This window comes from Stenotrophomonas sp. STEN018 (assembly GCF_056760235.1).
Genome location: NZ_JBRREK010000001.1, coordinates 84,553 through 110,580, shown reverse-complemented (window position 1 = coordinate 110,580; position 26,028 = coordinate 84,553). Strand labels below are relative to the sequence as shown.

General features: G+C 61.7%; 21 protein-coding genes. 9 read left to right on the top strand and 12 right to left on the bottom strand.

The genetic code is table 11. From position 1 onward, the window contains the following. Window positions 1–2 precede the first annotated feature (2 nt). The gene (locus tag ACVOMB_RS00540; protein ID WP_481529441.1) at window positions 3–2,063 is read right to left on the bottom strand and encodes a putative bifunctional diguanylate cyclase/phosphodiesterase; all 2,061 of its coding nucleotides are present in this window, start codon (window positions 2,061–2,063) and stop codon (window positions 3–5) included. Window positions 2,064–3,519: 1,456 nt separating this feature from the next. Between ACVOMB_RS00540 and ACVOMB_RS00535 the strand changes: the two genes are divergently transcribed. The 4 genes from ACVOMB_RS00535 (at window position 3,520) to ACVOMB_RS00520 (ending at window position 8,597) form a co-directional block, all read left to right on the top strand. After that, on the top strand, window positions 3,520–4,050 hold the full coding sequence (locus ACVOMB_RS00535; RefSeq protein ID WP_481529440.1) for a fimbrial protein: 531 nt from the start codon (window positions 3,520–3,522) through the stop codon (window positions 4,048–4,050). A 166-nt stretch (window positions 4,051–4,216) separates the two neighbouring features. Then, window positions 4,217–4,882: a fimbrial biogenesis chaperone gene (locus ACVOMB_RS00530; protein ID WP_481529439.1), complete on the top strand. Its 666-nt coding sequence runs from the start codon at window positions 4,217–4,219 to the stop codon at window positions 4,880–4,882. A gap of 83 nt (window positions 4,883–4,965) precedes the next feature. Next, the gene (locus tag ACVOMB_RS00525) at window positions 4,966–7,533 is read left to right on the top strand and encodes a fimbria/pilus outer membrane usher protein (protein ID WP_481529438.1); all 2,568 of its coding nucleotides are present in this window, start codon (window positions 4,966–4,968) and stop codon (window positions 7,531–7,533) included. Between the two features lie 2 nt (window positions 7,534–7,535). Continuing rightward, window positions 7,536–8,597, top strand: coding sequence for a fimbrial protein (locus ACVOMB_RS00520; protein ID WP_481529437.1), 1,062 nt, complete (start codon window positions 7,536–7,538; stop codon window positions 8,595–8,597). Between the two features lie 71 nt (window positions 8,598–8,668). On the opposite strand, the gene ACVOMB_RS00515 is transcribed toward ACVOMB_RS00520, so the two are convergent. Together ACVOMB_RS00515 and ACVOMB_RS00510 are read right to left on the bottom strand one after the other, a co-directional pair. Then, the gene (locus ACVOMB_RS00515) at window positions 8,669–9,310 is read right to left on the bottom strand and encodes a LysE family translocator (RefSeq protein WP_481529436.1); all 642 of its coding nucleotides are present in this window, start codon (window positions 9,308–9,310) and stop codon (window positions 8,669–8,671) included. An 81-nt stretch (window positions 9,311–9,391) separates the two neighbouring features. Next, window positions 9,392–10,201 (bottom strand): AraC family transcriptional regulator, encoded by an 810-nt coding sequence (locus tag ACVOMB_RS00510; protein WP_481529435.1) that lies wholly within the window; start codon window positions 10,199–10,201, stop codon window positions 9,392–9,394. A 128-nt stretch (window positions 10,202–10,329) separates the two neighbouring features. Between ACVOMB_RS00510 and ACVOMB_RS00505 the strand changes: the two genes are divergently transcribed. The 3 genes from ACVOMB_RS00505 to ACVOMB_RS00495 all read left to right on the top strand — a co-directional run bounded on the left by ACVOMB_RS00505 (window position 10,330) and on the right by ACVOMB_RS00495 (window position 12,724). Beyond that, a complete protein-coding gene (locus ACVOMB_RS00505; RefSeq protein WP_481529434.1) occupies window positions 10,330–10,935 on the top strand; it encodes a DUF2239 family protein in 606 nt (201 codons plus the stop codon). Between the two features lie 93 nt (window positions 10,936–11,028). Beyond that, window positions 11,029–12,432, top strand: a complete 1,404-nt coding sequence (locus ACVOMB_RS00500; protein ID WP_481529433.1) for an MATE family efflux transporter — start codon at window positions 11,029–11,031, stop codon at window positions 12,430–12,432. Continuing rightward, entirely contained in the window at window positions 12,368–12,724 is a 357-nt protein-coding gene (locus ACVOMB_RS00495) for a GIY-YIG nuclease family protein (RefSeq protein ID WP_481529432.1), read from the top strand. Before ACVOMB_RS00500 ends, ACVOMB_RS00495 begins: the two co-directional genes overlap by 65 nt. A gap of 46 nt (window positions 12,725–12,770) precedes the next feature. Here the strand turns inward: ACVOMB_RS00495 and ACVOMB_RS00490 are convergent, their stop codons facing one another. Further along, a complete protein-coding gene (locus ACVOMB_RS00490) occupies window positions 12,771–13,214 on the bottom strand; it encodes a helix-turn-helix domain-containing protein (protein ID WP_481529431.1) in 444 nt (147 codons plus the stop codon). 79 nt (window positions 13,215–13,293) lie between these two features. Here ACVOMB_RS00490 and ACVOMB_RS00485 point away from each other — a divergent pair, with 79 nt between their 5' ends. Next, a complete protein-coding gene (locus tag ACVOMB_RS00485; protein WP_481529430.1) occupies window positions 13,294–13,785 on the top strand; it encodes a DUF2938 domain-containing protein in 492 nt (163 codons plus the stop codon). Window position 13,786: 1 nt separating this feature from the next. Beyond that, window positions 13,787–14,590, top strand: coding sequence for a class I SAM-dependent methyltransferase (locus ACVOMB_RS00480; protein WP_481529429.1), 804 nt, complete (start codon window positions 13,787–13,789; stop codon window positions 14,588–14,590). A gap of 308 nt (window positions 14,591–14,898) precedes the next feature. Here the strand turns inward: ACVOMB_RS00480 and guaA are convergent, their stop codons facing one another. The 8 genes from guaA to ACVOMB_RS00440 all read right to left on the bottom strand — a co-directional run bounded on the left by guaA (window position 14,899) and on the right by ACVOMB_RS00440 (window position 25,999). Further along, complete coding sequence (gene guaA / locus ACVOMB_RS00475; RefSeq protein WP_481529428.1) at window positions 14,899–16,464, bottom strand: glutamine-hydrolyzing GMP synthase; 1,566 nt, start codon at window positions 16,462–16,464, stop codon at window positions 14,899–14,901. Window positions 16,465–16,568: 104 nt separating this feature from the next. Continuing rightward, window positions 16,569–18,026 (bottom strand): IMP dehydrogenase, encoded by a 1,458-nt coding sequence (guaB, locus tag ACVOMB_RS00470; protein ID WP_481513301.1) that lies wholly within the window; start codon window positions 18,024–18,026, stop codon window positions 16,569–16,571. Window positions 18,027–18,442: 416 nt separating this feature from the next. After that, on the bottom strand, window positions 18,443–19,342 hold the full coding sequence (gene folD / locus ACVOMB_RS00465) for a bifunctional methylenetetrahydrofolate dehydrogenase/methenyltetrahydrofolate cyclohydrolase FolD (RefSeq protein ID WP_481529427.1): 900 nt from the start codon (window positions 19,340–19,342) through the stop codon (window positions 18,443–18,445). A 62-nt stretch (window positions 19,343–19,404) separates the two neighbouring features. Beyond that, window positions 19,405–21,264: a monovalent cation:proton antiporter-2 (CPA2) family protein gene (locus tag ACVOMB_RS00460; RefSeq protein WP_481529426.1), complete on the bottom strand. Its 1,860-nt coding sequence runs from the start codon at window positions 21,262–21,264 to the stop codon at window positions 19,405–19,407. Between the two features lie 80 nt (window positions 21,265–21,344). After that, window positions 21,345–22,484 carry a molybdopterin-synthase adenylyltransferase MoeB gene (gene moeB, locus ACVOMB_RS00455; protein WP_481529425.1) on the bottom strand — a complete coding sequence of 380 codons (1,140 nt, stop codon included), beginning with the start codon at window positions 22,482–22,484 and terminating at the stop codon, window positions 21,345–21,347. A gap of 264 nt (window positions 22,485–22,748) precedes the next feature. Next, window positions 22,749–24,149 carry a ribosome biogenesis GTPase Der gene (gene der / locus ACVOMB_RS00450; RefSeq protein WP_481513684.1) on the bottom strand — a complete coding sequence of 467 codons (1,401 nt, stop codon included), beginning with the start codon at window positions 24,147–24,149 and terminating at the stop codon, window positions 22,749–22,751. 12 nt (window positions 24,150–24,161) lie between these two features. Continuing rightward, on the bottom strand, window positions 24,162–25,358 hold the full coding sequence (gene bamB, locus ACVOMB_RS00445; protein ID WP_481529424.1) for an outer membrane protein assembly factor BamB: 1,197 nt from the start codon (window positions 25,356–25,358) through the stop codon (window positions 24,162–24,164). Continuing rightward, entirely contained in the window at window positions 25,358–25,999 is a 642-nt protein-coding gene (locus ACVOMB_RS00440; RefSeq protein ID WP_481529423.1) for a YfgM family protein, read from the bottom strand. The genes bamB and ACVOMB_RS00440 overlap by 1 nt, the downstream gene beginning before the upstream one ends. Between the last annotated feature and the right edge of the window lie 29 nt (window positions 26,000–26,028).

Sequence of the window (26,028 nt, the reverse complement as noted above, 5' to 3'; positions counted from 1 at the left end):
ACTCAGGCCGTCGACATCTTCCGCGGCCCCTGCAAGCGCTGCGCCACCTGCGCAGCATCTACCGCGCGGTCATACAGAAAGCCCTGACCAATCCGGTAACCGGCCTCGATCAGGATCTGCCGTTGACTGGCGTTCTCCACCCCCTCGGCGACCAGATCCAGACGCAGGCTCGGCCCAAGCTTGCCGACCGCTTCGACTATCGCGCGGATCGACGGCTCATCCACCATGCGTGCGACAAAGCTGCGATCGATCTTGAGTACATCAATCGGGTAGTCGCGCAGATGTGCCAACGAGGAATGCCCGGTACCAAAGTCATCCAGTGCGATCCGCATGCCTGCTTCCTTCAGCAAACCCAATGCACGGGCGACAAATGCAGAGCCACGATCGGTCAGCACCTGCTCGGTTACCTCCAACTCAATCAACACCGGATCAACATCGAAGCGCTGCAATTTCTCCAGCAGGGTTTCAGCAAAGTCATCACGGAGAAACTCCACCGGCGCTGCATTGATCGCGATCGGCAGCACCTCCAGGCCCTGCGCCTGCCAGGCACAGATATCAGCCAATACCTGCTGATGCATGGACTCTGCCAAACGTGACGCCAGGTCATAGTCGCGAAAGGCCTCGTCGAGCTGACAGTCTTCGCCCATTTCCCGGCTTTCACCGCAAGGCCAACGCAGCAGCGCCTCGTAGCCAACCACGCGACCATCCTGCAGGTTCACCTTCGGCTGATAGTGCGGCACCACGCCACCATCGCGCACCAACTGGCGCGCCATCAGCCGCTGATTCGCCGCCAGCTCGGCTATGGCCATCAACCGGCGGCTGTACAAGCGCACGCCTCCGCGCCCATTGGCTTTCAGATCATTCAATGCGGTGTCGGCGGCTTTCAACAGCTCTGCGGGATCACGCGCATCGCGCGGATACAGCGCACAGCCAATACTCATTCCGGTGTTGATCACTTGCCCTGCGTAAGTCACCGAGCTTTCCGCCAGCAAACTGATACGTTCTGCAACCTGCAGCAACTCGACTTCACCGCTGGTGTCTTCGAGGACAACGGCAAATTCATCGCCACCCAAGCGCGTCACCAATGCCGTGTCGGGCAGCTGTCCGGCCACACGCTTGGCCAACACACGCAGCAGATGATCGCCGGCCGGGTGACCCAGCGTGTCGTTTACGTGCTTGAAATGATCCAGATCGATGATCATCAAGCCCAAGGTGCCGTTGCGCTCACGATGCCGCTGCAAGCTTATTCGCAACCTGCGGTTGAACGAGCGTCGATTGGGTAAGCCGGTCAGTTCATCGATCTCGCAGGCGATACGCAGCCGCTGCTCGGCCTGCTGTTGCCCACTGACATCACGCGATACACACAGGACGCCGTTCACCTGTCCTTGCCCATCAAACATCGGGGTAAGAATATTGTCCCAGAACTGCGACTGCGTGCCTTCACTGCCAGTCTGTCCCGCAAACCTTGCCGCCCGCCCACTCGCCGCCTGAGCCAATGCGCGGCGTCCCTTCTTGCGAAACGCCGCTGGCAACAGATCCGTCCACGGCATCCCGAACTCATGCGCATCCTGCGCCAACCCGGAGACCAGGCAGCCGGACCGATTCATATGCCGCACCGTGCCATCGATGTTGATCACCTGGATGCAATCCATGCTGGCGTCCAGCATGCGGTGCTGCAGATCAAGGCTCTGCTCCAGGGAATGACGTAGATGGCGCCTTGCACTGACGTCCGTCATCGTCACAGCCTGCAACGGCACCTCTGCGCCCGGGCTCCCCAGACGTACCTCAAACCAATGCTCGAGGCCCGCTTCATCCTGCAAACGGCATTCAAACGCCGGCGCATGCCCACGCAGCAGAAACTCACGCCAAGCCGCTATCGCCTGCACACGCTCATCGGCGTGCACACGCTCCAGCCAGTCACGTGAACTGCCCAGCGCAGCATCGTTGCCAAAGAACTCACGCCAACGCAGATTGGCTTGCACAGGCACACCATCGTGAACCATCGCCGCCATCTGCGGCAATGCGTCCAACACCGCCTGCAACTGCACATATAGATCAGCCAATCGCGCCCTCCCTGGTGACGGCTGAACAGCCTCATCCCAACGCATTGCACTTCCCCCTGATGCACTGCCCGTATCGAACAAGGAGCGGGGACATCATGCAGGACGGAAGACCTGAAAGAAGTGAAGACCGCGTGTGCACCGCAAACGCCGAAATCGATTACAGCCGCGTGACACGTCGTAAGAAAACTACCTATCCCCGCCCTGCTTCGTCCCTTCGCGGCGGCTGGCAGCCCCATCCCCTCGCGAGTTCACACTTTTACCAGGGCCGCATCAAGAACCTACCCAACAGCAGACGCCCCATCAGCTAGCGTCTGGAGGGCCAGGCAACCACAACATAGCCTAGAGGACCCAGGTGAGCCGCCGATACTGTCCCTCGGCCCGTTCTGAATAGCCGCGTGTCGCTTCTAATACGAAGCCGATTCATCCTCACCTCGATCTCACGCTTGGGCGCCTGTAAGAACCTTGGTGAATAGACACGATAGGGATTTTTCGCACTCGGCCCCCATCGCCTGGCGAAAAAGAAAATAAAGATGGCCGGCGCGAGCGCGAAAAAGACGACCAGCGAATTCGAACTATCCCGACGAATCGCTGCACAAGTGCGGCGAGCAACCAGCGTCATAAAAACAGTAAGCGGGCGCGCTCGCGTGCGTTCATCCAATTGCACAGCGCGCTACCGCGAGGTCTCGCCGCCGATGCCCGTGCAGTGCTCGCGCTCACCAAGCAGAAATCGGCACGCGTAAGCCGCACATCAATTGCCAATAATTTCCATCAGCACCATCACTTCCCGCCGCCGGCCATCTGGGAAATACCTACAGCCGAATTCAGTCGCGCAACATAACCTTCTCGGCTCAATTCGAAGCTTCAAGACCTATCGATAAATCTCAAATACAACGCGCCAGCATGCAATCGAAGTATCAACCGCCGTGCCCGGCCGCAGTTTCCTACGATGCACGTCGCCATCCAAGTGGGATCCGCCGAGGGTCTGCGGCAGTTGGATACTCGCCACTAATTGCTTGCAGGAAGCGTAGAAGCGCTCTCCACAGCTGGCTGATGAAGTACATCGCTCAGCAATCGGATCCCAAGGACGCCGTTGCCGATCAAGCGCTGCGTCGTCGGTGAAAACCAAAGCGATGAAAGTCAATCAACAGCAACATTGAACAGCAGCTGGCGCTGCCAATCTCGCCATCCAAATCGCGCACCTTCAAAAACCTGCTTCACCACCGCGCTTGCTTGCCTTCATGGCAGCGAGTCCTTTCCACCCAATCATGCACAGACCGCATGACCCAACCAGCGCGCTCGCAACAGTGACGCGCAAACCCTGACAACAGGGCCGCGATCAGTGCTGCACGCGATCCGGAGCCAACATGACGCGCTCCACAGCCACTGACGCTCTTGATCGAAACGCCTGCGGCACCAAAAACAGCGCCGGCGCCCCCTCAACGAATAGGAAAACCAGATGAGCTCCACTACCCGCAACATTCTCAAGACCTCTGCACTGGCCCTCGCACTGTCCTGCCTGGTAGCACCGGCAGCCCAGGCAGCTTCAGGCTCCATCACCTTCAAGGGCGAGATCGTCCAATCCACCTGCGACGTAAGCACGGCCAGCGTCGACCAGACGGTCACCATCGGCACCTTCCCGACCACCCTGTTCAAGGAAGCCGGCGATGTGTCCTCGCCAAAGAGCTTCGATATCAACATGGAGAACTGCGAAGCAGGCACCTATACGCTCCGCTTTGACGGCACCACGCCGACGGGTCATCCGGAACTGCTTGCGGTCAACAAGGCAACAGGCGTTGGCATCGAAGTTCTGGACAACAACGACAAGGTATTCCCGATCAACCAGGACCTGACTGACCCGGCACTGGTAACGGTCGCTGCCAATGGCAAGGCCACCGTCAATCTGAAGGCGCGCTACAAGTCCTTTGAGAAGGACGTTGGCGCAGGCGCCGCCGACGCCAACTCGACGTTCTCGATCGAGTACCGCTAATTTCTCCGCGGGGCCGCCAGCAACGTATCGCCGTTGGCGGCCCCGCGGCCCTGCGCTTGAGCACTCGCTCCCATCACCAAACATCATGGCAAGCCGAATGACCTCCATGCACGCCCCGTTCCACCATGTAGCGAGATGGCCTCTTGCCTTGATCATGCTGCTCTCCTTGTCATTGTCTGATGCTGCGCATGCGGCAGTGCAGGTGCAGGCCACACGCGTGATCTATGACGCCAGGTCCGCGTCCGCTGCGGTGACGCTCTCCAACAAAAGCACCCTTCCTTACATGGTTCAGACCTGGCTGGACACTGGCAACGATTCAGTTGTTCAACACGAGCTGCCAATGGTGATCACTCCACCGCTGATGCAGCTGGCACCAGGCGAACAGGCCGTTGTTCGAACGATCTACGCTGGCAGCGGACTTCCAGACGACAAGGAATCGCTGCTGTGGATCAACGTGCAGGAGATCCCGCCCAGCGCAGAAACCGACAACGTCCTGCAGGTAGCCATCCGTACCCGCATCAAGCTGTTCTACCGCCCGCTTGACCTCCACAAGACCCTGGATGAAGCCGCACGCAGCTTGCAGTGGCGTATAGACGGCCAGAGGCTGGAGGTTCACAACAGCAGCCCGTTGCATATCACCTTCTCGCACCTGCAAGGAGTGGCAACCGCCGGTATCGGAAACGAAATCGACCTGGACATGATTGCACCGGGCCAGACGCTCTCGGTCCCGCTGTCCAAGCTCAAGCTCAACAGCACCAACTCATTGAGCTTTGGCTACATCAACGACTACGGCGGCATCAGCGATGTCAACGACGTGTCACTGCGATCTTAAGTAAATCCCCGATCCACTTCGCGATTTCCATCATGCTTCGCAGAATCCGTGTAAAGCTGCGGAGGGGCAGTGCTGCCCCTCGCTTGGCACCGCTCGCAGTCGCCCTCAACGCAATGTGCGTCGGCACCGCGGTTGCCGCATCAAACTTCAATCTGGACTTCCTGCGCAGCGATGCCAGCCACAGCGATGTCGCTGCCCTATCCAGCCCCGGTGCCATCCTCCCAGGCACCTATCCCTTCGCCATCTATCTCAATGGCAATGAGGTAGCCCGCGAAGATATCGCATTTGCGGTATCCCGGATCGGTCAGACCGAGCCCTGCCTACGGCGCACCCGCCTCGAGCATTGGGGCATCCGCCTGGAGAGCCTGAATAACGGAGCAGCCGACGTATCTGACTGTGTCGCACTTGTCACTACTATCCCCGAAGCGGGAGTAAGCTACAACGGCAACCAACAGCGGCTGGATCTGCGTATTCCGCAGGTGCATCTCCTCAACCTGCCACGCGGCCATATTCCGCAGGCGCTGCGTGACCAGGGTATCAATGCGTTATTGGTCGACTATGCATTCAATGGCGCACACAACGACCACGCAAGACAACGCCGCGATGACTATTTTTTTGCGTCCATCAACAGCACGCTCAATGCGGGCATGTGGCGCTTCCGGCATACCGCCAGTGGCAGCCGATCAAACAGTGACCGGGGAACGCATTGGAGCACGCAGGGCTTTCGTGCAGAAACCGATCTGGGCTCGTCGCACAGCAGATTGACACTTGGCGATACATACACCGCGTACGGTGTCTTTGACAGCGTTCGCTTCCGCGGCGTGCAGATATCCAACGATGATGAAATGCTGCCTTACAGCCAGCGTAGCTACGCGCCGGTTGTACGCGGTATCGCCACCAGCAATGCACGCATTGAGATCCGTCAGGACGGAAGCCTGATTTATGCATTGAACGTTGCCCCGGGCGCATTTCAGATCGACGACATCGTCCCCAACCGGTTGAGCGGCGAGCTGGAGGTTTCCATCGTCGAAGCGGATGGCTCGTTGCAACGTTACAAACAGTCCTTTTCCGCAGTCGAAACAATGCTACGCCCCGGCCTATTGCACTATGAGCTCAGCGCTGGCGAACTGCGCGCCGGCTACGACCGCTACCAGCCGCGCTTTGTACAGGCCACAGCAGCGCGAGGCCTGGCATCGGACACCACGCCTTATGCGGGCCTTCTTTTGTCCGAGAACTACAGCGCAATAGCGGTTGGCGCGGCACAAAGCCTCGGCCAGCTTGGCTCGGCCTCCATCGATATAGTCCACGCCCGCACCCGACTTGCCCAAGGCAGAGTCAGCAACGGCCAGAGCTATCGATTCCTGTACTCAAAATCTCTGAATGCACATGGCACTGAGTTCCGCCTGGTCGGCCATCGCTACTCCACCTCCGGCTACTACGATTTCAACGACGCGTCCGCGGAACGCGCACAGTGGCGTCACGGCTACTACGAGACCCGCTACGACGACCAATTCGAACCTAACGACCACGCCACACCGTGGGCGCAGCCGCAGCAACAACTAATCCGCAGCCAGCGTTACCACAACAAACGCAACCGCTTGGAAATCGCGTTGAACCAACGCATCTCGGACGGCTATTCGCTCAACGCCAGTTACAACAACCAGAACTACTGGGGTGCCGGTGAGCGCGAACGCGAGTTGCAGCTGGGCTTGAATGGCCATATTGGAGCCGTCAACTACGGTGTTTTCCTTCGCCATAGCCAAGGCCGTTATCGCGACGCGGACCGCTCGTTCGGCCTGACCTTGTCGCTCCCCCTGGATCGCTTGGGCCTGCGCCACGGCAGCGGCTCCGCATCCTACAGCCACTCCCGGCAAAGCGGCGCCAGCTACCAAACCGGTATCAATGGCTCACTGCTCGACCGCGACCGGCTCAGCTATGGCCTCAATATCGGCAAAACCGACAGCGGCAATACCGGCTCGGCAAACCTGCGTTACATGGGCAGCAAAGGTGTGGCGACCATCGGCGCTACGCATGCAGATGCTTACTCGCAGATCAGTTGGGGAATACGCGGCGGCTGGGTACTGCACCGCAACGGCCTGACATTCGCGCAATCACTGCACAGGACCAATGTGCTGGTGCATGCACAGGACGGTGCAGGTCTTGGCCTGGAGAACCAGCCTGGGGTCCGTCTGGACCGACGTGGCTACGGATTGCTCAGCGGGATCAGCGCCTATCGCAGCAACCGCGTTGCGCTGCGCACCGACGATCTGGGCGCTGACATCGACGCCAGCAAGGTTTCCAGGAACGTTGTCCCCACACGTGGTGCGTTGGCGCGTATTGACTTCGAAACCCGCCGCGGCATCAGCGTGATGATCCAGCCGATTCTGGTCGAAGACATTCGAGTACCGCTGGGAGCGACAGTGTTCGGCGACGATGGACTGAGTCGAGGCATTGCTGGCCCGAACGGCGAAATATTCGTCAGTGGCGTGCACCTGGGTGAACGCCTCTCGGTCCGCTGGGGCAGCAAGCCGGATCAGCGCTGCGAAATGCAACTCAACCAATCGTTGCCAGCTACGTCCAACCGAACCCTGCCCGGCTACCGTCGCGTTGAACTGCACTGCACTCCACCAGGCCAATCACAAAAAATTTGAAGATGAAGAAACCATTTATCCAGGTACTTGCGGCACTGCTATTTCTACTGGCCTTGCCGAACGCCGCTTGGGCACTGTCCTGCAAGGACGCCATGACCGAATCTGTCAACCAGGTGATTCCGCTGCTGGATGAGATCATCATTTCAAAAGGTGATGCGGTCCGCGGCAGGTTGCTGTGGCGCTCAGACGACTACACGGTTAGCTTCCGCTGCGTGGACGCTCAGGGTGCACCGCAGGGCGAAGACGCGTACTTCTACTGGGATCCGGATCGAACCGTCGCGCAGATTCATCCATCCATTGAGATTGGCGTGACCATGAAACATATTGACTACAAGATCAACGGTGGAAACCCACGAATACTCGCTGGCCGGGGAACTGCGCCACCGGCAAACCGCCAGAACTGCAAGATGTACTGGAACAACTCCAAGGCAAAAAAGTGCGCCACCTCGATGGCGTTGAACGTCACCTTCTCCATCTACATCAAGGCAACTGGCAGCCCACCACCGCAGAACGGGCATATCAACAACTACGGTGTCTACGACCTGTTCCAGGTAGATGGAGAAGGCGGCTTGAATACCGCGCCAAATTCAAACTTCCGCGCAGGCGTATCAGGCCTCGGGCAGATCCACTTCATCGCCTGCAGCCCGAACATATCGGTTATTGGAAACTCTGGAAGCACGGTGAACTTCGGCCGCATCCCGATTGCCGACATCAACAAGGGAGCGATCCAGTCGCAGGTACCCTTCCAGATCCAGGTCGACATGACCCACCCAGGCGCGGGCAATGAATGCAGCAACCGAATGCTGGTCGCCTCGATCAGTACACTGAACGTGGTCAAGGATGGCAGCATCATCATTCCCAAGATCAACGGTGGCTACGGCATTGCGATATCCGCGGCGGATACACCGGCGCACTTCATCCAGCTCAAAAAATCCATCCCACTGGGCCCGGTCAACAACGCGCTGATGAACTATGACTTCCTCGCCTCGCTGATCTGGACCGAAGACACCGCCAAGCTTGGCCCGTTCTCGGCAACCGCGACCGTCAACGTGACATTCCGTTGATGTCGCGGTAGCAGCAACAAGGGCGTCGATAGACTTCGACGCTCTTGCTCCATCGTCGCGCCGCAAACACATCATCCCAACGCCAGCGCCACGATGACGCCGAGTGCCAACAGGATCAGTACCACGCCAGAGATTCTCTCCAGCCATGGCAGCACCTTGGAAAAGCGACGCAGTACCGCGTGGTTGCCGATCAGCACCGCCACCAGCAAATCCCACAGCAGCACCACACTGAACATCCATGCGCCATAGATGATCTTCCATCCCGTATTGGCATGCGTGCCGGTCAGCATGGCCGCCAGACTGGCGTAGAACAGGGCATTCTTCGGATTGAGAACGCCGGAAACAAAGCCCATTCCGGCAGCGCGCAACCACGACGACGCGGCAGCACTTGCAGAGCGCTGCGTAGATCCGTTCGGAATGACTTGCAAGGAGTTCGCGCCCGCATGGCGGAGGAACAACCCGCCCAGATAGAGCAGATACAGGCAGCCGGCAAGCTGCAGGCTTATGAAAAGCACGCTTCCCGGGCGCAACGCTGAGAAGCCGGCAAACGCAGCAACAATGAAGACCGCATTCGCCAACGCGATGCCCAGGCATGCCCCGCTCGCGACACGCCAGCCCGACGCAGCGGAGCTGCGGGCAATAAGAAAGAAATCAGGGCCGGGGGATAGCAGCGCCAGAAAATGGGCTGCGGCAATCAGCAAAAACTGCTGCATACGGGGCGCACTTCGCGGAAAGTCAGTCCCGCAAGTGTGGTGTTGCCTTCCGTCCCGTGTATTGAACGAAATTGCTGTTGGCTAGGCCCGATAGCGGCCCGGAGTCACCCCAGCATGCGCCTTGAATGCGCGCTGGAAATGGCTCTGATCGGCAAAACCCAAGCGATACGCGATGTCAGCCAGGTCGGCCCCGGCCTGCAGCTGCCCGCGTGCCTGATTTACACGCTGGTTCAACTGCCAGGCGTGCGGGGTAAGCCCTGTTGCTGCGCGAAATGCCCGGATCAGGTGATAACGGCTCATGCCCGCCATCTGCGCCAGTTCGGTGAGCGACTGCAGATCGCCGCTTTGCTGAAGCAACCTGTCCAGCACCGGCCGCAGTTGCCGACAGTACTCCGCCGCTTCAGGCGCGGCTGATATCTGCTGCGCGTCCGCATCATCCCAATCGCCGACAAACTCGATCAGCGCGGTTTCCTTCTCCTCCGTCCCAGCGCTGGAGAACAACAACGCATTGAGTTGGCAGAACCGCGCATAGAGGGACGGTCTTGAGCTGATCCGAACAACAGCCATTGCCACATCATCCTGCTGGCTGCCGCCTTCCTGCCGCACGACATCCAACCAACGCGCATCCAGATGCAGCATCTGGTAACTCCAGGCGCGCCCGGCCTGCGGATTGCACGCGTGCACACGCATCGGCGGCACAAACACCAACGATCCAGGATGCAGCGCTACCGGTCCATCAGCAGCACCGGTGAACACACTGCTGCCCTTGTCGACCGCGCCAATCGAAAACGTCGGATGGCTATGCGGCCGATAGCAGGCGCGCGAGTCGCAGCCCAGCCGACTCTCTACGTAGGGCATTGCCGGGTCGCGCCAGAAGCGGGTTGAATTCATGGCTCCACTCAAGACAGTTCCAACAGGTCGTACTTGAACATCGGGCCAATCTATCGCGAACAGCAACCGCCAGGTGCTTGTCTACTGCCCCTCCGCCGGCCATCTATATTTTTACCCGGATTTTATTGATGAGAATATTTAACCCGGGTAATATTCAGCGCATGGACCAGAACCCGCCAATCACCTACACCGCTTTCCTGAACGGGCGACGCCTCAGTGCAGGCCCATTGCACGAGGTTGCCGTGGCTGCACTGCGGGCGCAGCAGAAGCAGCCCGACGCGCACCCATTGGTGTTCAGCAATGCTACCGGCCAGTGTGCTGACCTCGACCTGCGCGGCGGCGAGGACGCCATCGCTGCACGCTACACCGTGCCTGCTCCGGTCCACCCGCCCAAAGGCCGTGGTCGCCCCAAACTCGGCGTGGTCGCACGCGAAGTGACCCTGCTGCCGGAACACTGGGACTGGCTCGCAGCGCAGCCCGGCGGCGCCTCCGTGGCCTTGCGCAAGCTTGTGCACGAAGCACGACGCAAAGGCGGCGGTTTGGACCAGATGCGCGAAGCGCGCGACCGCGCGTATCACGCCATGTCCACGCTGGCCGGCGATCTGGCCGGTTTCGAGGAAGCAGCGCGTGCGCTGTTTGCCGGTGACCACGAGCGACTGGTGGCGCAGATGACTGCATGGCCGGAAGACGTGCGGGCCTACGTACTGCAGCTCGCCGAACCATCCCCCGGCTAAGTCCGACCTCTTCCTGTTGTTCTTGTAACCAGTGCGCGGCTTTGGCCCGCAGCGCTGCGGGCACACGCACGCCCGCGATCCATGAGAGCCCACATGAGCACGCCAGAAACCCCCTCTATCGCAAAGCCGGCGCCAACGCTGCGCATGCATTACCTGGCACTGCTGACACCCTTGTTACTGACCCACGCACTGCAAAGCGCGGGAGGACTGCTCGATGGCTTCTGGCTGGGAAGCCTGCTGGGCATGCGCGGCATAGCAACGGCCGCATCGTTCTTTCCCGTGTTCTTCCTGCTGCTTTCGCTGATCATCGGTCTGGGCGCAGGTGCGACCATCCTTGCGGGACAGGCATGCGGCGCCGGTGATCCGGCACAGCTGCGGCGTGTGGCTGCGACAGCCTTCGTCGCCGCGCTTGGCGTCGGACTTGCAGTCGCGGTGGCCGGGGCGTGGTCTGCACCGTGGTTGATGCAAGCACTGGGCACACCGCAAGACATTCTGCCGGCAGCAGTCCTGTATGCACGCGCCATGTTGCTGGTGATGCCTTTCGTGTTTGTCACGTGGACGGGACTGTCCCTGAGCCGCGGCACCGGCGACGCGCTTTCGCCGATGTGGGCATTGCTGGCCGCGACACTGATGGGCGCGGTGTGCATGCCACTGTTCGTCGCTGGTACGCCATTGGGAGCGGCTGGCGTGGCGGTCTCAACGCTTTTCGCGCAGCTGACGGCACTCACCGTCTTGATCCGGCGCTGGCGTCAGCACGGCCATCCGCTGGCCCCCGGCTCGGGGTGGCAGGACTGCAAACCAAGTGCAGCCATCGCCAAACGCATACTGCGCATCGGCCTGCCGGCTGCATTGCAGATGCTGGCACTGGCGCTTGCTGAGATCGTGTTGCTCGGTCTGGTAAACCGTCACGGCTCGACCGCAACCGCAGCCTATGGAGCGGCTACGCAGGTTCTGAGCTGGGTGCAGTTCCCGGCGATGGGCCTGGGCATTGCCGCAACGATCTTCAGCGCGCACGCAGTTGGCGCGGGACGACGCGAAAGGCTATCAGCGATCGTGGCTATGGGACTGCGCTTGAACGCCGTGGTCACCGCATTGTTCGTGTTGGCTGCACATCTGCTGGCACCCCTCGCCCTGCGTGTATTCCTGGAGCCCGGGCCCGTACTTGATCTGTCAGTCAGCATCGTGCGCACCGTCGCCTGGAGTGTGCTGTTGCTCGGATGGAGCAACGTCCTGGTGGGCTCGATGCGTGCGAGTGGTGCGGCGTTGCTGCCGGCACTGCTGAGCATGCTTGCAATCGGTGGCGTCGAATGGCCGGTTGCCGTGGTGCTGGAAGCGCACTTCGGCCTGCCCGGCGTGTTCTGGGCCTGCCCTGTCGCATTCCTGACCATGCTCGTACTGCACAGCCTCTACTACCGCCACAAGGAGAAGAAAGATGGATGCGCCCCTCAGCCACACCTCGCGTCAAGCACGACGGATGCTCGCACGACAGGCACGTGACGCCTTCCCGCCGATGGGCATCTACACCATCCGCGACCGATCCAGCGGCTATCGCGTGCTCGGCGCAAGCCGCAATGTGCCCGCGGCGCTGAATCGTGCGCGCTTCGAGCTGGGCATGGGCAAGTACGCCGACCGCGTGCTGCAAGCTGAGTGGAACCGCAGCGGCGCAGACGGGCTCGACTTCGACGTGCTGGAACTTGTGAAGGAACGCGAGGATGCAAACTTCGACTACGCGGGCGAGCTGAAGGCACTGGAGCAGATCTACCGCGAACTGGAAGGGCTGGCGCCATGAGTGAAAGCGCCCTGCAGATGTATGCATAAGTTCGATAAGCGCCGACTCAGCCGCCAGCCCTGGTACTGCGCCTCACCGCTTTCAATTTGGCTACGTCCTGCTTCAACCGGCCAGCGCCCGCGGCCTTGAGCAGGCGCTGGAAGGTCGGGCATTCCACGTGATTTTCAGCAGGGCATGCGGCGGCATGGCGCAGGCCCTCACTCATGGCTCGCAAGCGCTTCACGGTCGCGTCGATCTCATCGGCCTTGGCCAGCAGCAGCGCCCGATCCACGCGCGGAGCCCCCTGCGGCGAGAGCATGGCCTGGATCTCGTCCAGCGACAGCCCGCCGGCCTGGCCCAAGGCGATCAAGTCCAACTGGTCGAGCACGTCAGCGGCAAAGTGCCGACGACCACCAGCGGCGCGGCTCGCCACGATCAGGCCCTTGTTTTCGTAATAGCGCAGCGTGGAGGACGCCAACCCCGTGCGCTTGGCGACTTCGGCAATGTCCATCGCAGCCCCTTGACTTGAAGTTGACTTCAACTTTTACCATGCCGATGTCAGCAGATGAATCGATTGCAAAGGAACCGACATGACGTGGATGGAAGTGTTGCGGCTGGTACTGGTTGGAATCGGGGCGACAGCGGTGATGGATGTCTGGACACAGACCCTCAAGCGGCTGGGCGCCGCCACGCTCGACTACGCACTGGTCGGGCGCTGGGCAGGGCACCTGGGCCGTGGCACGTTCGCACACGCCAGCATCAGGCAGGCTGCAGCAATACCACGCGAGAGGCTGCTTGGCTGGGTCATCCACTACGCCATCGGCATCGCTTTCGCGGCGCTGTTGGTGTCAGTTGCAGGCTGGTCCTGGTTGCACCATCCCTCCCTGCTGCCGGCCTTGGTCGTGGGCGCGGCAACCGTCGTCGCACCGCTGTTCGTCATGCAACCGGCAATGGGCGCTGGGTCCATGGCATCAAAGACGCCAACGCCGTTGAAGAACTGCCTGCGTAGCTTGGCTACGCATACGGTGTTCGGGTTGGGGCTCTATCTTTCGGCTACGCTGATCGTGTTCTGTGAGGCTTGATATGACGACCAATGAAATCCGCTTTCGCGACGGCGCTGCCTATGAGCGCTACATGGGCGTGTGGAGCCAGCTTGTTGGCGATGAGTTCCTCGATTGGCTAGCTCCAGCACCGCGTCAGCAATGGCTGGACGTCGGCTGCGGCAACGGTGCCTTTACCGGGATGGTGATCGGCCGCTGCGCGCCGAGCTCAATGCATGGTGTGGACCCATCCCGCGAACAGCTCGCCTATGCACACGCGCAGCCAGCGCTGCAGGCGGCAGTGTTTGAGCAAGGTGATGCGATGGCTCTGCCCTACCCCGATGCTGCCTTCGATGTCGCGGTGATGCCGCTGGTGATTTTCTTTGTCCCCGAGCCCGTCCGCGGCGTGGCAGAAATGGCGCGCGTGGTTCGCCCAGGCGGCATCGTCGCCGCATACGCCTGGGACATGCTGGGTGGCGGATTTCCCTATGAGATCCTGCTGGCCGAGATGCGTAGGCTTGGCCATGCAGTTCCGTCACCGCCCAGTCCTGAAGCCTCACGAATCGAGGTGTTGCAGGAGTTGTGGAGCGACGCTGGTTTGGAGGCGATTGAAACGCGCGAAATCGAGGTATCCCGTACCTTTGTCGATTTCGAAGATTTCTGGTCCACCGCGTTCGGCGCGCCAAGCGTCGGAACGACGCTTGGCGCGATGGCAGCCGAGGAGTGTGCGTTGCTCAAGGCTAGCGTCAGCACTCGTCTGCCGGTGGATGCTGATGGGCGTATCACCTGTCGCGCGCTTGCCAATGCAGTGAAGGGTCGCAGGCCCAATCAGGCTCGCCCTGAGTAAAGCAAACTCCCTCATTGCGAGTCATACGGCTTACTTCAGCGAAGCAGGTGATGCGCAGGCTTGGCGCTTGTATGTGGGAGCGGCGTAAGCCGCGAAGCTGACCTTGCTCTATCCCTGCCCGAGCCCCCCGCCATCTGATGATATGCGCGCTTCGCGGCTGACGCCGCTCCCACAAAACAAAAATCCGATGCCAGAGGTCTGGCATCGGATTCTGTGCAACTCAAACAATCAACCGGACAGCATCATGCGCTAAGCGAGCTTTTTGGCTTGTTACCGCCAGTTGCTACCGCGCCTTGCCAGACGCCCGATCACTCCCACTCGATCGTCGCCGGCGGCTTGCCGGAGATGTCGTAGACCACGCGCGAGACGCCGCGCAGTTCGTTGATGATGCGGTTGGAGACGCGGCCGAGGAAGTCGTACGGCAGGTGCGCCCAATGCGCGGTCATGAAGTCGATGGTCTCCACTGCGCGCAGTGCGATCACCCACTCATACGCACGTGCATCGCCAACCACGCCCACCGACTTGACCGGCAGGAACACGGCGAAGGCCTGGCTGGTTTTGTCGTACAGATCAGCAGCACGCAGTTCTTCGATGAAGATCGCATCGGCCTTGCCCAGCAGTTCGGCGTACTCACGCTTCACCTCGCCGAGGATGCGCACACCCAGACCCGGACCCGGGAACGGATGGCGGTAAACCATCGCACGCGGCAGGCCGAGTTCGACGCCGAGGCGGCGCACTTCGTCCTTGAACAGTTCGCGCAGCGGCTCAACCAGCTTGAGCTTCATGTCTTCCGGCAGGCCGCCCACGTTGTGGTGGCTCTTGATGACGTGCGCCTTGCCGGTCTTGCTGCCGGCCGACTCGATCACGTCCGGATAGATCGTGCCCTGCGCCAGCCACTTGGCATTGCTCAGCTTGTTGGACTCTTCATCGAAGATCTCGACGAACAGGTTGCCGATGACCTTGCGCTTGGCTTCCGGATCGCTGACGCCTTCCAGTGCCTTGAAGTAACGGTCAGCGGCATTCACGCGCACGACCTTGACGCCCATGTTGTCGGCCATCATCTTCATGACCTGGTCGCCTTCCTGGAAGCGCAGCAGGCCGGTGTCGACGAACACGCAGGTCAGCTGCTCGCCGATGGCCTTGTGCAGCAGTGCTGCAACCACCGAGGAATCAACGCCGCCGGACAGGCCGAGGATCACTTCATCGCTGCCAACCTGCTCGCGCACGCGGGCGATCTGGTCGTCGATGATGTTGGCTGCGGTCCACAGCGTGTCGCAACCACAGATGTCGGTGACGAAACGCTTCAGCAGTGCAGAGCCCTGCTTGGTGTGGGTCACTTCCGGGTGGAACTGCACGCCGTACCAGCGCTTGTCTTCGTTGGCCATCGCGGCCACCGGAATGCGATCGGTAACGGCAGTGATGGCAAAGCCCGGCGGCACGTGGGTGACGTGGTCACCGTGGCTCATCCACACATCCAGGCGCGGCTCGCCGTTATGGTCGGACAGGCCGCCCAGCAGCGCGTCGTTGCCGAGCAGCTTGACCTCGGCATGGCCGAACTCGCGCTGGTCAGCGGCTTCAGTACCACCGCCCAACTGCTTGGCCATGGTCTGCAGGCCGTAGCAGATGCCCAGCAGCGGCAGGCCGCTGTCGAACACTTCCTGCGGAGCAGCCGGCGCGCCGGGCAGCGTGGTGGTTTCCGGGCCGCCGGACAGGATGATGCCCTTGGCACCAAAGCTGGCGATCTCGGCCGGATCGTGGTCCCAGGCCCAGACTTCGCAGTACACACCGAACTCGCGGATGCGACGCGCGATCAGCTGCGTGTACTGTGCGCCGAAATCGAGGATGAGGATCTTGTCGTTATGGATGTTGGTCATAAAGCCCGGCAAGTGATCAATGAAAACGGGAGTCGATGCAAAACGAATGGCGGATAGAGAAAGAGGAACGGGACCAGGTCCACGTTCCTCTTCTGCTTACCGCATCAAGCGCGGTAGTTCGGCGGCTCTTTGGTGATCTGCACGTCGTGGACGTGGCTCTCACGCTGGCCGGCACCGCTGATCTTGACGAAGTTCGGCTTGGTACGCATTTCTTCGATGGTGGCGCAACCCACATAACCCATGGTCGCGCGCAGGCCACCGATGAGCTGATGGATGATGCCGCCAACCGGGCCACGATACGGCACGCGGCCTTCGATGCCTTCCGGCACCAGCTTGTCGGCAGTGGCGGCGTCCTGGAAGTAACGGTCCTTGGAACCCTTTTCCATCGCAGCCAGCGAACCCATGCCACGGTAGCTCTTGTAGGAGCGGCCCTGGAACAGTTCGGTTTCGCCCGGCGATTCCTCGGTACCGGCCAGCAGGCCGCCGATCATCACCGTCGACGCACCGGCGGCCAACGCCTTACCGATATCACCGGAGTAACGGATGCCACCATCGGCGATCAGCGGGATGCGATCCTGCAACGCTTCGGCAACCAGGTCGATCGCGGTGATCTGCGGCACGCCGACACCAGCGACAACGCGCGTGGTGCAGATCGAGCCCGGGCCGATACCAACCTTGACTGCATCGGCGCCGCAATCCAGCAATGCCAGTGCGGCGTCGCCGGTGCAGATGTTGCCGCCGATGACCTGTACGTTCGGGAAGTTCTTCTTCACCCAGCGCACGCGGTCCAGCACGCCCTGCGAATGGCCGTGCGCGGTGTCCACCACCAGCACGTCAACGCCGGCAGCAACCAGTGCTTCGACGCGGCGATCGGTGTCACCACCAACGCCGACCGCAGCGCCAACCAGCAGACGCGTTGCAGCGTCCTTGGCAGCGTTGGGGTTGTCGCTCTTCTTCTGGATGTCCTTGACCGTGATCAGGCCGCGCAGTTCAAACGCGTCGTTGACCACCAGCACTTTTTCGATGCGGTTCTTGTGCAGCAGCGACAGGACTTCGTCCGAGGCCGCGCCTTCCTTGACCGTGATCAGGCGATCCTTCTTGGTCATGATGTGGCGGACCGGATCGTCCAGCTCGGTTTCAAAGCGCATGTCACGGTGGGTGACGATGCCGGCCAGCTGGCCGTCGTTGCCCACCACCGGCACGCCGGAGATGTTGTGCGCCTGGGTCAGGGCCAACACATCACGGATCGTGGTTTCCGGACCAACGGTGATCGGGTCGCGGATGACGCCGGATTCGAACTTCTTGACCTTGGCAACTTCGGCAGCTTGCTGCTCGACGGTCAGGTTCTTGTGCAGAATGCCAATGCCGCCGATCTGGGCCATGGCGATGGCCAGGCGAGCTTCAGTGACGGTATCCATGGCGGCCGAGACAATCGGCAACTTCAACCGCAGGTCGCGCGTCAGCCGCGTGCCGAGGTCAACGTCCTTAGGCAGAACGATGGAGTGAGCGGGGACGAGAGAAACGTCATCGTACGTTAGTGCTTCAGCCTGGATGCGCAGCATCGGCGTGCCCGGTAGATGTGGGGAAGCGCGACATTTTACCCTTATTTGCCCGCCGATGTCAGGGGGCAAGTGCGACGCAGTGTCGCGCTGGCGGGGAGGTGTTCAGGGACCACGGCCTGTAGTGGGGGGGGGGGGGGGGGGGGGGGCGGGGAGCGGGGGGACCCCGCGGCGCGCCCGCTGGGGGGCGGGGGTTGAGATGGGGTGGGGGGGGTTGTGGGGGGGGGCGCCCGCCCCCCCGCCGCCGTGGCCCGCCCGCCCCCCCCCGCCCCCCCCCCCCCCCCCCCCCCCCCCCCCCCCCCCCCCCCCCCCACTACATTGATGCTGTGCTGGGAAAGCTTCTGCCGAGCATGGCTCGGCACTACATTGATGCTGTGCTGGGAAAGCCTCTGCCGAGCATGGCTCGGCACTACAGGGCCTTAGAACTTCAAGCCTTCGGCGCTGGCCTCGGCCGCTTCGATCGTGTTCTGCATCAGCGTGGCCACGGTCATCGGGCCAACGCCGCCCGGCACCGGGGTGATCCAGCTGGCCCGCTGCGCTGCGGCTTCAAAGCCGACATCGCCTACCAGGCGACCATCGTCCAGACGGTTGATACCGACGTCGATCACCACCGCGCCCGGCTTCACCCATTCACCCGGAATCAGCTGCGGAATGCCCACCGCGACGACCAGGATGTCGGCGTTGCGCACGGCCTGTTCCAGCACGTCCTTGGGGGTGAACTTGTGGCAGCTGGTCACCGTGCAACCGGCAATCAACAGCTCCAGCCCCATCGGCCGGCCGACATGATTACTGACGCCGACGATGGTGGCATTGCGGCCGCGTACCGGCTGGTCGGTGTGGCCGAGCAGCGTGGTGATGCCGCGCGGCGTGCACGGGCGCAGGCCGAACTCGCGCAGCACCAGATGACCAACGTTCTGCGGATGGAAGCCATCCACGTCCTTGCGCGGGTCAATGCGCTGGATCAGCCGATTGGCATCAGGGATGCCCGGCAGCGGCAGCTGGATGAGGATGCCGTGGATCTTCGGATCAGCATTGAGCTGGTCGATCAGCTCCAGCAGCTGGGCCTCGCTGGTGCCTTCCGGCAAGTCGTAGTCAAACGCCTCGATGCCGACCTTTTCGGCAGCACGGCGCTTGTTGCGCACGTACACCGAAGACGCCGGGTCGCCGCCCACCAGCACCACCGCCAGACCAGGGCGGGTACCGCCAGCGGCCAGGCGGGCGTCGACGCGCACCTTCAAATCGTCGAGCAGTTCCTCGGCGATGCGGCGGCCATCAAGGATGCGGGAGGTCTGGGTGGAGGCGTCGGCGAGGACAGTCATGGGGTATGGCGGTGAACACGGGGGCGGCTATTGTCCCTGATTCCGGCCAACGCCACACCTTGTCATGGCCCCGCCGCCCCGCCTGAATCGGCAGCGGCGGGCTCCCCTGCCCCGGCAATGGCATCAGGATTGAGCGGACGCGCTTCACGCCGCGGCGTGGTGAACGGTGTCGGCGTCGGTGCTCCTGGCGTATTGCGGTACATCAGGCCGGTGTCGGCCTGCAGCCCGCCACCGGCCATTTCCAGCTCGAAGCGCTCAGCATCGCGACGGCGGATTTCGCGCGCGACCACATCGGCCTCGTCTTCATCCACGCCCAGCTGCATCAGTGCCGCGCGGCCGAATTCCACCGCCGACTCGAAGGTCTCGCGGATCTGGAAATCCACCCCTGCGTGTATCAAGGACAGCGAATGTTCGCGGTCAAACGAACGCACCAGCAGCTTGGCCAGCGGGAACTCATGCCGCACCAGTTCGACAATGCGATCGGCAGCAGCGCGGTCATCCACGCAGACCGCAATGGCGCGCGCGGTTTCGGCGCCGGAAGCACGCAGCACGTCGAGCCGGGTGCCGTCGCCGTAGTAGATCTTGAAGCCGAAACGGGCCGCACTGCGGATCATGTCGATGTCGTTGTCGATGATGGTCACGTCCACATCGCGCGCCAGCAGCGACTGACTGGACACCTGCCCGAATCGACCAAAACCAATAACCAACACACTGCCGGTGAGCCCATCGGCAGCATCCACGCCATCGGTGGAGACCTGCCCCTCCTTCACCAACAGCCGGTAAACCAGCATGCACAGCGGCGTCAGTGCCATCGACAGCACAACAACGGCGGTGAGGTTGGCGTTGACCTTGGCATCGATCACGCCGGTGGTGGCAGCGGCGGCAAACAGCACGAAGGCGAACTCGCCGCCCTGCGCCATCAGCACACCGCGATCTAGCGCCTGACGATGATCACTGCCCATCACCCGCGCTACGCCGTAGATGCAGACCGCCTTGGCCAGCATCATCGCCGGCACCAGCAGCGCGATCACTTTCCAGTTGGCCGCGACCACCGACAGATCCAGCGCCATGCCAACACTGAGGAAGAACAAACCAAGCAGGATGCCGCGGAACGGCTCGATATCGGCTTCGATCTGATGGCGGAAGGTGGATTCAGACAGCAGCACGCCAGCCAGGAACGCGCCCATCGCCATCGACAAGCCACCCAGCTGCATCAGCAGCGCTGCGCCAAGCACCACCAGCAATGCAGCTGCGGTCATCACCTCGCGCGCCTTGGCGGCGGCGAGGATGCGGAACAAAGGATTGAGCAGATAGCGCCCGACCAGCACCAGGCCAACGATGGCGCCCGCACCGATGGCGATGCTTGTCCAGCGCGAGCCTTCGTGCGCACCAATCTGCGCCGGCGCCATCCACGCCACCACCGCCAGCAACGGCACGATCAACAGGTCTTCAAACAACAGGATGGAAACTATCTTCTGCCCGGAAGGCAAGGTCAGGTCGCCACGTTCACCCAGCAGCTGCATCACCACTGCGGTCGAAGTCAGCACGAAACCAGCGGCGGCAATGAAGGCGATCTGCGGGCGGTAGCCAAACAGGATTGCGACGCCGGTAAGGACCACGGCACAGGTAACAATCTGCGCCGTGCCCAGGCCAAAGATTTCGCCGCGCAGGCTCCATAGGTGCGACGGCCGCATTTCCAGCCCGATCACGAACAGGAACATCACCACGCCGAGCTCGGCGACATGCAGGATCGCCTGCGGATCGGAGAACCAACCGAAGCCGAACGGACCGATCGCCAAGCCGGCGACAAAATAGCCCAGCACCGAGCCCAGACCGAGCCGCCTGAACAAGGGCACGGCCACCACCGCAGCGCCCAGCAGGGCAACTACCTTTACCAGTTCCTGCGAGGATTCCGCTGCCATGCCGCACCACCTTGTAATCGTCCAGGTGCACGATAAAGCAAAAAACGTGCAGAACCGGTCAGCGCCTGCGGCTTTTCAACTCATGGCGAATGCGAACAGAACGCCGCGTAATCGATATATCCGGGGAATGGAACGCCGGGCGCGCACAACGGGCAGGCCGGATCGGCATGCACGCGGGTCTCGCGGAAGCGCATCTGCAGGGCATCGAAACGCAGCAAACGCCCGGTCAATGGCTCGCCGATATCCAGCAACAGCTTCAACACCTCGGTCGCCTGCATCACCCCGGCCAACCCGGGCAACACACCCAGCACGCCGGCCTCGGAACAGTTGGGAGCGAATTCAGGCGGCGGCGGCTCCGGGAACAGGCAGCGGTAACACGGTGCCACACCGCGCTGGCGGCCCGCATCGAACACACTGACCTGCCCGTCGAAGCGCTCGATGGCGGCGTAGACCAAGGGCTTGGCGTGCTTGATGCATGCATCGTTGAGCAGGTAGCGCAACGGGAAGTTATCCGAGCCATCCAGCACCACATCCACGTCCTGCAGCAGGACATCGATATTGGCCGAGGTGACCCGCTCGGCAACCGCTTCGACGTCGATATGCGGATTCAAGGCCAACAGGCGCTCTCGCGCCGAGTCCACCTTGGCAGTGCCCAAGGCCGCTTCGGCATGGATGATCTGCCGCTGCAGATTGCTGCGTTCGACCACGTCGTCATCGACGATACGCAGCCTGCCCACACCCGCTGCGGCGAGATAGAAAGCTGCCGGAGCACCAAGCCCACCGACACCCAGCACCAACACCCTGGATTGCTGCAAGCGGCGCTGGCCAGCCTCGCCCACTTGGGGCAATAGCAGATGGCGCGAGTAGCGGTCGTAGAAGTCGCGCTCGCCAGCATCCAGCAAGGGCTGGACCAAGGGCAAACCCGCTGACCGCCAGGCAACCGTGCCGCCACTCACCGAAGACAGGTTGGTGTAGCCGGCGTCCTGTAGTGCCAGTGCGGCGTCGGCCGAGCGTTTGCCGCTTTGGCAGATCAACAGGATTTCGCGTTCGGGGGGCGGCAGGTGCTGCGCGGGGCTGACGAGTAGCTCCGCCTTCGCGATGCCGATCGCACCTTCAGCCATGCCGCCTGCGCGCTCGTGCGCCTCGCGCACATCGATCAGCAATGCGCCTTCTGCGTGGCGGGCACGGGCCTGTTCCGGGGTCAGTTCGCGGATGCTCATGCTTGGATTATCGGCCAAACGTGGGCCAAGGGAGGAACTGCTTTGGGTTTTTTAGTCTCGCCATTCCCACGCAGGCGGGAATGACGAAATCATTTTTTTTCAATGCCGGAAAACCACGCAATTCCCAAGCACCAACTATCAAGCACCAAACACCAAGCCTGGCACCCGAATACCAGGAAACAAATCCAAGCAAAAACAAAAGCGGCCTTTCGGCCGCTTTTGTCTGTATCACTTAGTCCGCTTGAACAGCGTCCCGGGCTCGAATCACTTCCTGCCCTTGACGTGCTTCATCAGGCGCCGCTTGGCCTTGACCTGGCGGTCCGTCAATACGTTCTTCTTGCCCTCGTACGGGTTAGCACCCTCACGGAACAGGAAGGTCACCGGTGTACCCACCAGTTTGAAACGCTTGCGGAAGAAGTTTTCCAGGTAACGCTTATACGAATCCGGCAGTTCCTTCAGGCGCGTACCGTGCACGATGAAGGTCGGCGGGTTGCTGCCGCCCGGATGCACATAACGCAGCTTGGAGACGTGACCACGGATGCTCGGCGGCGGATTGGTCTCGTACGCCACTTCCAGCGCCTTGTTGACCTCGGACGTGCTGAACTCATGCGTCGCCGAGGCATGCGCCCGGTGAATCGCCTTGAACAACTCGCGCAGGCCCGAGCCATGCAGCGCGGAAATCCGCACGTTCTCGGCCCACGGCACGAAGCCCAACTTCAGCGACAGCAGGGTTTCAGCCTGCTGCTTGTCATACTCGCTCAAACCGTCCCACTTGTTGATCGCAATGACCAAGGCGCGACCGGCATCCAGCACCGCACCCAGCACGCTGGCGTCCTGATCGGTCACGCCTTCATGGGCGTCCAGCATCAGCACCGCCACCTGGCACTGCTCGATCGAGCGCAGCGTCTTGACCACGCTGAACTTCTCGACCACTTCGTCCACGCGCGACTTGCGGCGCAGACCAGCGGTATCGATCAAACGGTACAGCTGGTCGTCGCGTTCCAGATCCACCGCGATCGAATCGCGGGTGGTGCCGGGCACTTCCGAGGCGATCATCCGCTCCTCACCGAGGATGCGGTTCACCAGCGTCGACTTGCCCACGTTGGGGCGGCCAACGAAGGCGATGCGGATGCGATTCGGATCGTTGTCCAGGGTCTCGGCGGTGCCTTCTTCCGGCAGGCGGCCGACAACCTCTTCAACCAGATCATCGATGCCCTGCCGGTGCGCAGCAGAGACAGTCAGCATCTCGCTGAAGCCGTAACGGGAAAACTCGGAACGAACGGCATGTTCGTCCGTACCGTCGATCTTGTTGATCAACAGCAGGGTGGGCCGCGCAAGTTTGCGCAGCCAAGACAGGATCTCGTCATCCAGGGCCGACGTGCCATCACGCGCGTCAACAACAAATACGATCAGATCCGCCTCACCGGCGGCGGCACGGGCTTGGCGCGCAGTGGCGCCAGCCAGCCCTTCCTCTTCACCGGCGATACCACCGGTATCGACGATCAGGAAGGGATTGTCCTCATCTAGACGGCAAACACCGTAATTGCGATCGCGGGTAACACCCGGCTGGTCATGCACCAGCGCATCGCGCGTACGGGTCAACAGATTGAAAATGGTGGACTTACCGACGTTCGGTCGTCCAACCAGGGCGACCAAAGGCAGCATCGCTATAACTCCTTATTGGGCCAACCGGAATGCGGTCAGCTTTCCATCAACGTTCTGCACCAGCAGGATGCCGTCAGCGACGACCGGCTGCGCCAGCAGAGCATCACCACCGCTCTTCTCACGCGCTGCCAATTCGCCATCGCTCAACCGCAGCCAATGCAGATATCCCTTGTAGTCCCCCACCACGGCATAGTCGCCCTGGATAGCGGCACCGGTCAGCGAGCGGCGCGCCAGCGCCTGCTGTGACCACATTGCCGAGCCGGAGGTCTTGTCCAGCCCGTACACCACACCCTTGCCATCGGTGACCACGACATTACCCGAGGACACCGCAACACCACCGCCACCGCCGTGGTCACGCGACCACATCGGACGACCGGTCGGGCCTTCAATGGCCATGGTTTCGTTCTTGAAGCTGGTTACAAACAGCGTATTGCCTTCCAGCACCGGCGCGCCATCGATGTCAGCCATGCGCTCCAGTTCGGTACGGCCTTCCGGTGTACCCACCATCTGTTCCCACAGCGGGCGACCATCCTGCATCGACAGTGCGGCGACGGTGCCGTCGTCGTTGCCGATGAACAATACGCCAGGACCAGTCACGACCGGCGCGTTGCCACGCACGGTCAAGGACGGCAGTTCCTGCGAATTGAACCAACGCCGCTCGCCCGTGGTTGCGTCCAGTGCAGTGGTGCGGCCATCGTTGCTGCGCACGAACACCAAGCCCTGGCCAACGGCCGGAGCGGCAATCACTTCGCCGGTGACCTTGGACTTCCACTTTTCGCTGCCATTGGCCGCGTCCAGCGCAATCACCTGGCCGTCCAGCGTACCGATCACCACCAGACCATCGCCAACGCCCGGACCACCGGAAAGACGCAGCTTGGGCTTCTTCTTTTCCTTGGCCGGGCTGTATTCCCAGATTTCCTTGCCGGTCTGCAGGTCCAGCGCATGCACGCCGCCCTGCACCGCCGCCGCGTATACGCGACCATCGGCAACCACCGGCGCCTGGCGCAGGCCGATACGGCCTTCGCCCTTGCCAACATTTGCCGACCAGATCTTGTTGACCTTGGCACTCGGCTCGAACTTGGTGAGCTCAGCCGGCTCCAGCGCCTTCTTGGCCGCTGCGTCCTTGCCTGCAAACCAACCCTTGACGGTGGAACAGCCGGTCAATGCCACTGCCATCAAGGCAATGCCTGCAACTTGCTTGAACTTCATCAATTCTTCTCCGCTGCAGGATCAGCCACGGTGCCGCCGGCGTCCATCAATTTGGTTTCCAGCAAGCGGCGCTGCGGTGCAGCCACGTCCAGCTTGGCCAGCGCTTGGGTGTACAGCTCGCGCGCTTCATCACGCTTGTTCTGCGCCATCAAGGCGTCAGCACGGATTTCCAGACCCGCGCTGTCGTCAGCCTTGCCCAACAGGGTGGCTGCGTCCTGCGGCTTGCCGGTTTCAATCATCAGGCGTGCAATGCGCTGGTCAATCAAGGCCTTGAACTCACCCTCGGTCTTGAGCGCACGCAAGGTCTTGATCGCCTCATCGTACTTGCCCGCTTCGACCTGGGCCTTGGCCAGCTCCAGCGATGCCAGATCGGCATAGATGCTGGCCTTGCTTCCGCCCAGCGCCGCAACCTCTTTGGCCGCCTCGTCCAGATTCTTGGACTGCAGGCTGCGAGAGACGGCTTCGTAACGGACGTTGGCCTCGGCAAGTTTGCCGACCTGCTCTTTCTGCCACCACTGCCAACCGGCAATAGCGCCAATGCCGAGAACTACTCCGCCGAGAATTCCGGCGCCATTCTTGCGCAGCCACGTGCGGACACGTTCGCTTTGTTCGTGCTCGTCGAGCAGGTCGTCAATCGCCATGCGTACTCTCGCTCACCCTGGCGGGGAGC

Excerpts from the sequence above, each read along its gene's own strand:
- bamB (WP_481529424.1), bottom strand. The coding sequence starts at position 25,358 with ATGAAGTTCAAGCAAGTTGCAGGCATTGCCTTGATGGCAGTGGCATTG.
- guaB (WP_481513301.1), bottom strand. The coding sequence starts at position 18,026 with ATGCTGCGCATCCAGGCTGAAGCACTAACGTACGATGACGTTTCTCTC.
- moeB (WP_481529425.1), bottom strand. The coding sequence starts at position 22,484 with ATGAGCATCCGCGAACTGACCCCGGAACAGGCCCGTGCCCGCCACGCA.
- der (WP_481513684.1), bottom strand. The coding sequence starts at position 24,149 with ATGCTGCCTTTGGTCGCCCTGGTTGGACGACCGAACGTCGGTAAGTCC.
- ACVOMB_RS00460 (WP_481529426.1), bottom strand. The coding sequence starts at position 21,264 with ATGGCAGCGGAATCCTCGCAGGAACTGGTAAAGGTAGTTGCCCTGCTG.
- guaA (WP_481529428.1), bottom strand. The coding sequence starts at position 16,464 with ATGACCAACATCCATAACGACAAGATCCTCATCCTCGATTTCGGCGCA.
- ACVOMB_RS00495 (WP_481529432.1), top strand. The coding sequence starts at position 12,368 with ATGGATGCGCCCCTCAGCCACACCTCGCGTCAAGCACGACGGATGCTC.
- ACVOMB_RS00535 (WP_481529440.1), top strand. The coding sequence starts at position 3,520 with ATGAGCTCCACTACCCGCAACATTCTCAAGACCTCTGCACTGGCCCTC.
- folD (WP_481529427.1), bottom strand. The coding sequence starts at position 19,342 with ATGACTGTCCTCGCCGACGCCTCCACCCAGACCTCCCGCATCCTTGAT.
- ACVOMB_RS00505 (WP_481529434.1), top strand. The coding sequence starts at position 10,330 with ATGAGAATATTTAACCCGGGTAATATTCAGCGCATGGACCAGAACCCG.
- ACVOMB_RS00480 (WP_481529429.1), top strand. The coding sequence starts at position 13,787 with ATGACGACCAATGAAATCCGCTTTCGCGACGGCGCTGCCTATGAGCGC.
- ACVOMB_RS00490 (WP_481529431.1), bottom strand. The coding sequence starts at position 13,214 with ATGGACATTGCCGAAGTCGCCAAGCGCACGGGGTTGGCGTCCTCCACG.
- ACVOMB_RS00500 (WP_481529433.1), top strand. The coding sequence starts at position 11,029 with ATGAGCACGCCAGAAACCCCCTCTATCGCAAAGCCGGCGCCAACGCTG.
- ACVOMB_RS00520 (WP_481529437.1), top strand. The coding sequence starts at position 7,536 with ATGAAGAAACCATTTATCCAGGTACTTGCGGCACTGCTATTTCTACTG.
- ACVOMB_RS00440 (WP_481529423.1), bottom strand. The coding sequence starts at position 25,999 with ATGGCGATTGACGACCTGCTCGACGAGCACGAACAAAGCGAACGTGTC.
- ACVOMB_RS00515 (WP_481529436.1), bottom strand. The coding sequence starts at position 9,310 with ATGCAGCAGTTTTTGCTGATTGCCGCAGCCCATTTTCTGGCGCTGCTA.
- ACVOMB_RS00485 (WP_481529430.1), top strand. The coding sequence starts at position 13,294 with ATGACGTGGATGGAAGTGTTGCGGCTGGTACTGGTTGGAATCGGGGCG.
- ACVOMB_RS00510 (WP_481529435.1), bottom strand. The coding sequence starts at position 10,201 with ATGAATTCAACCCGCTTCTGGCGCGACCCGGCAATGCCCTACGTAGAG.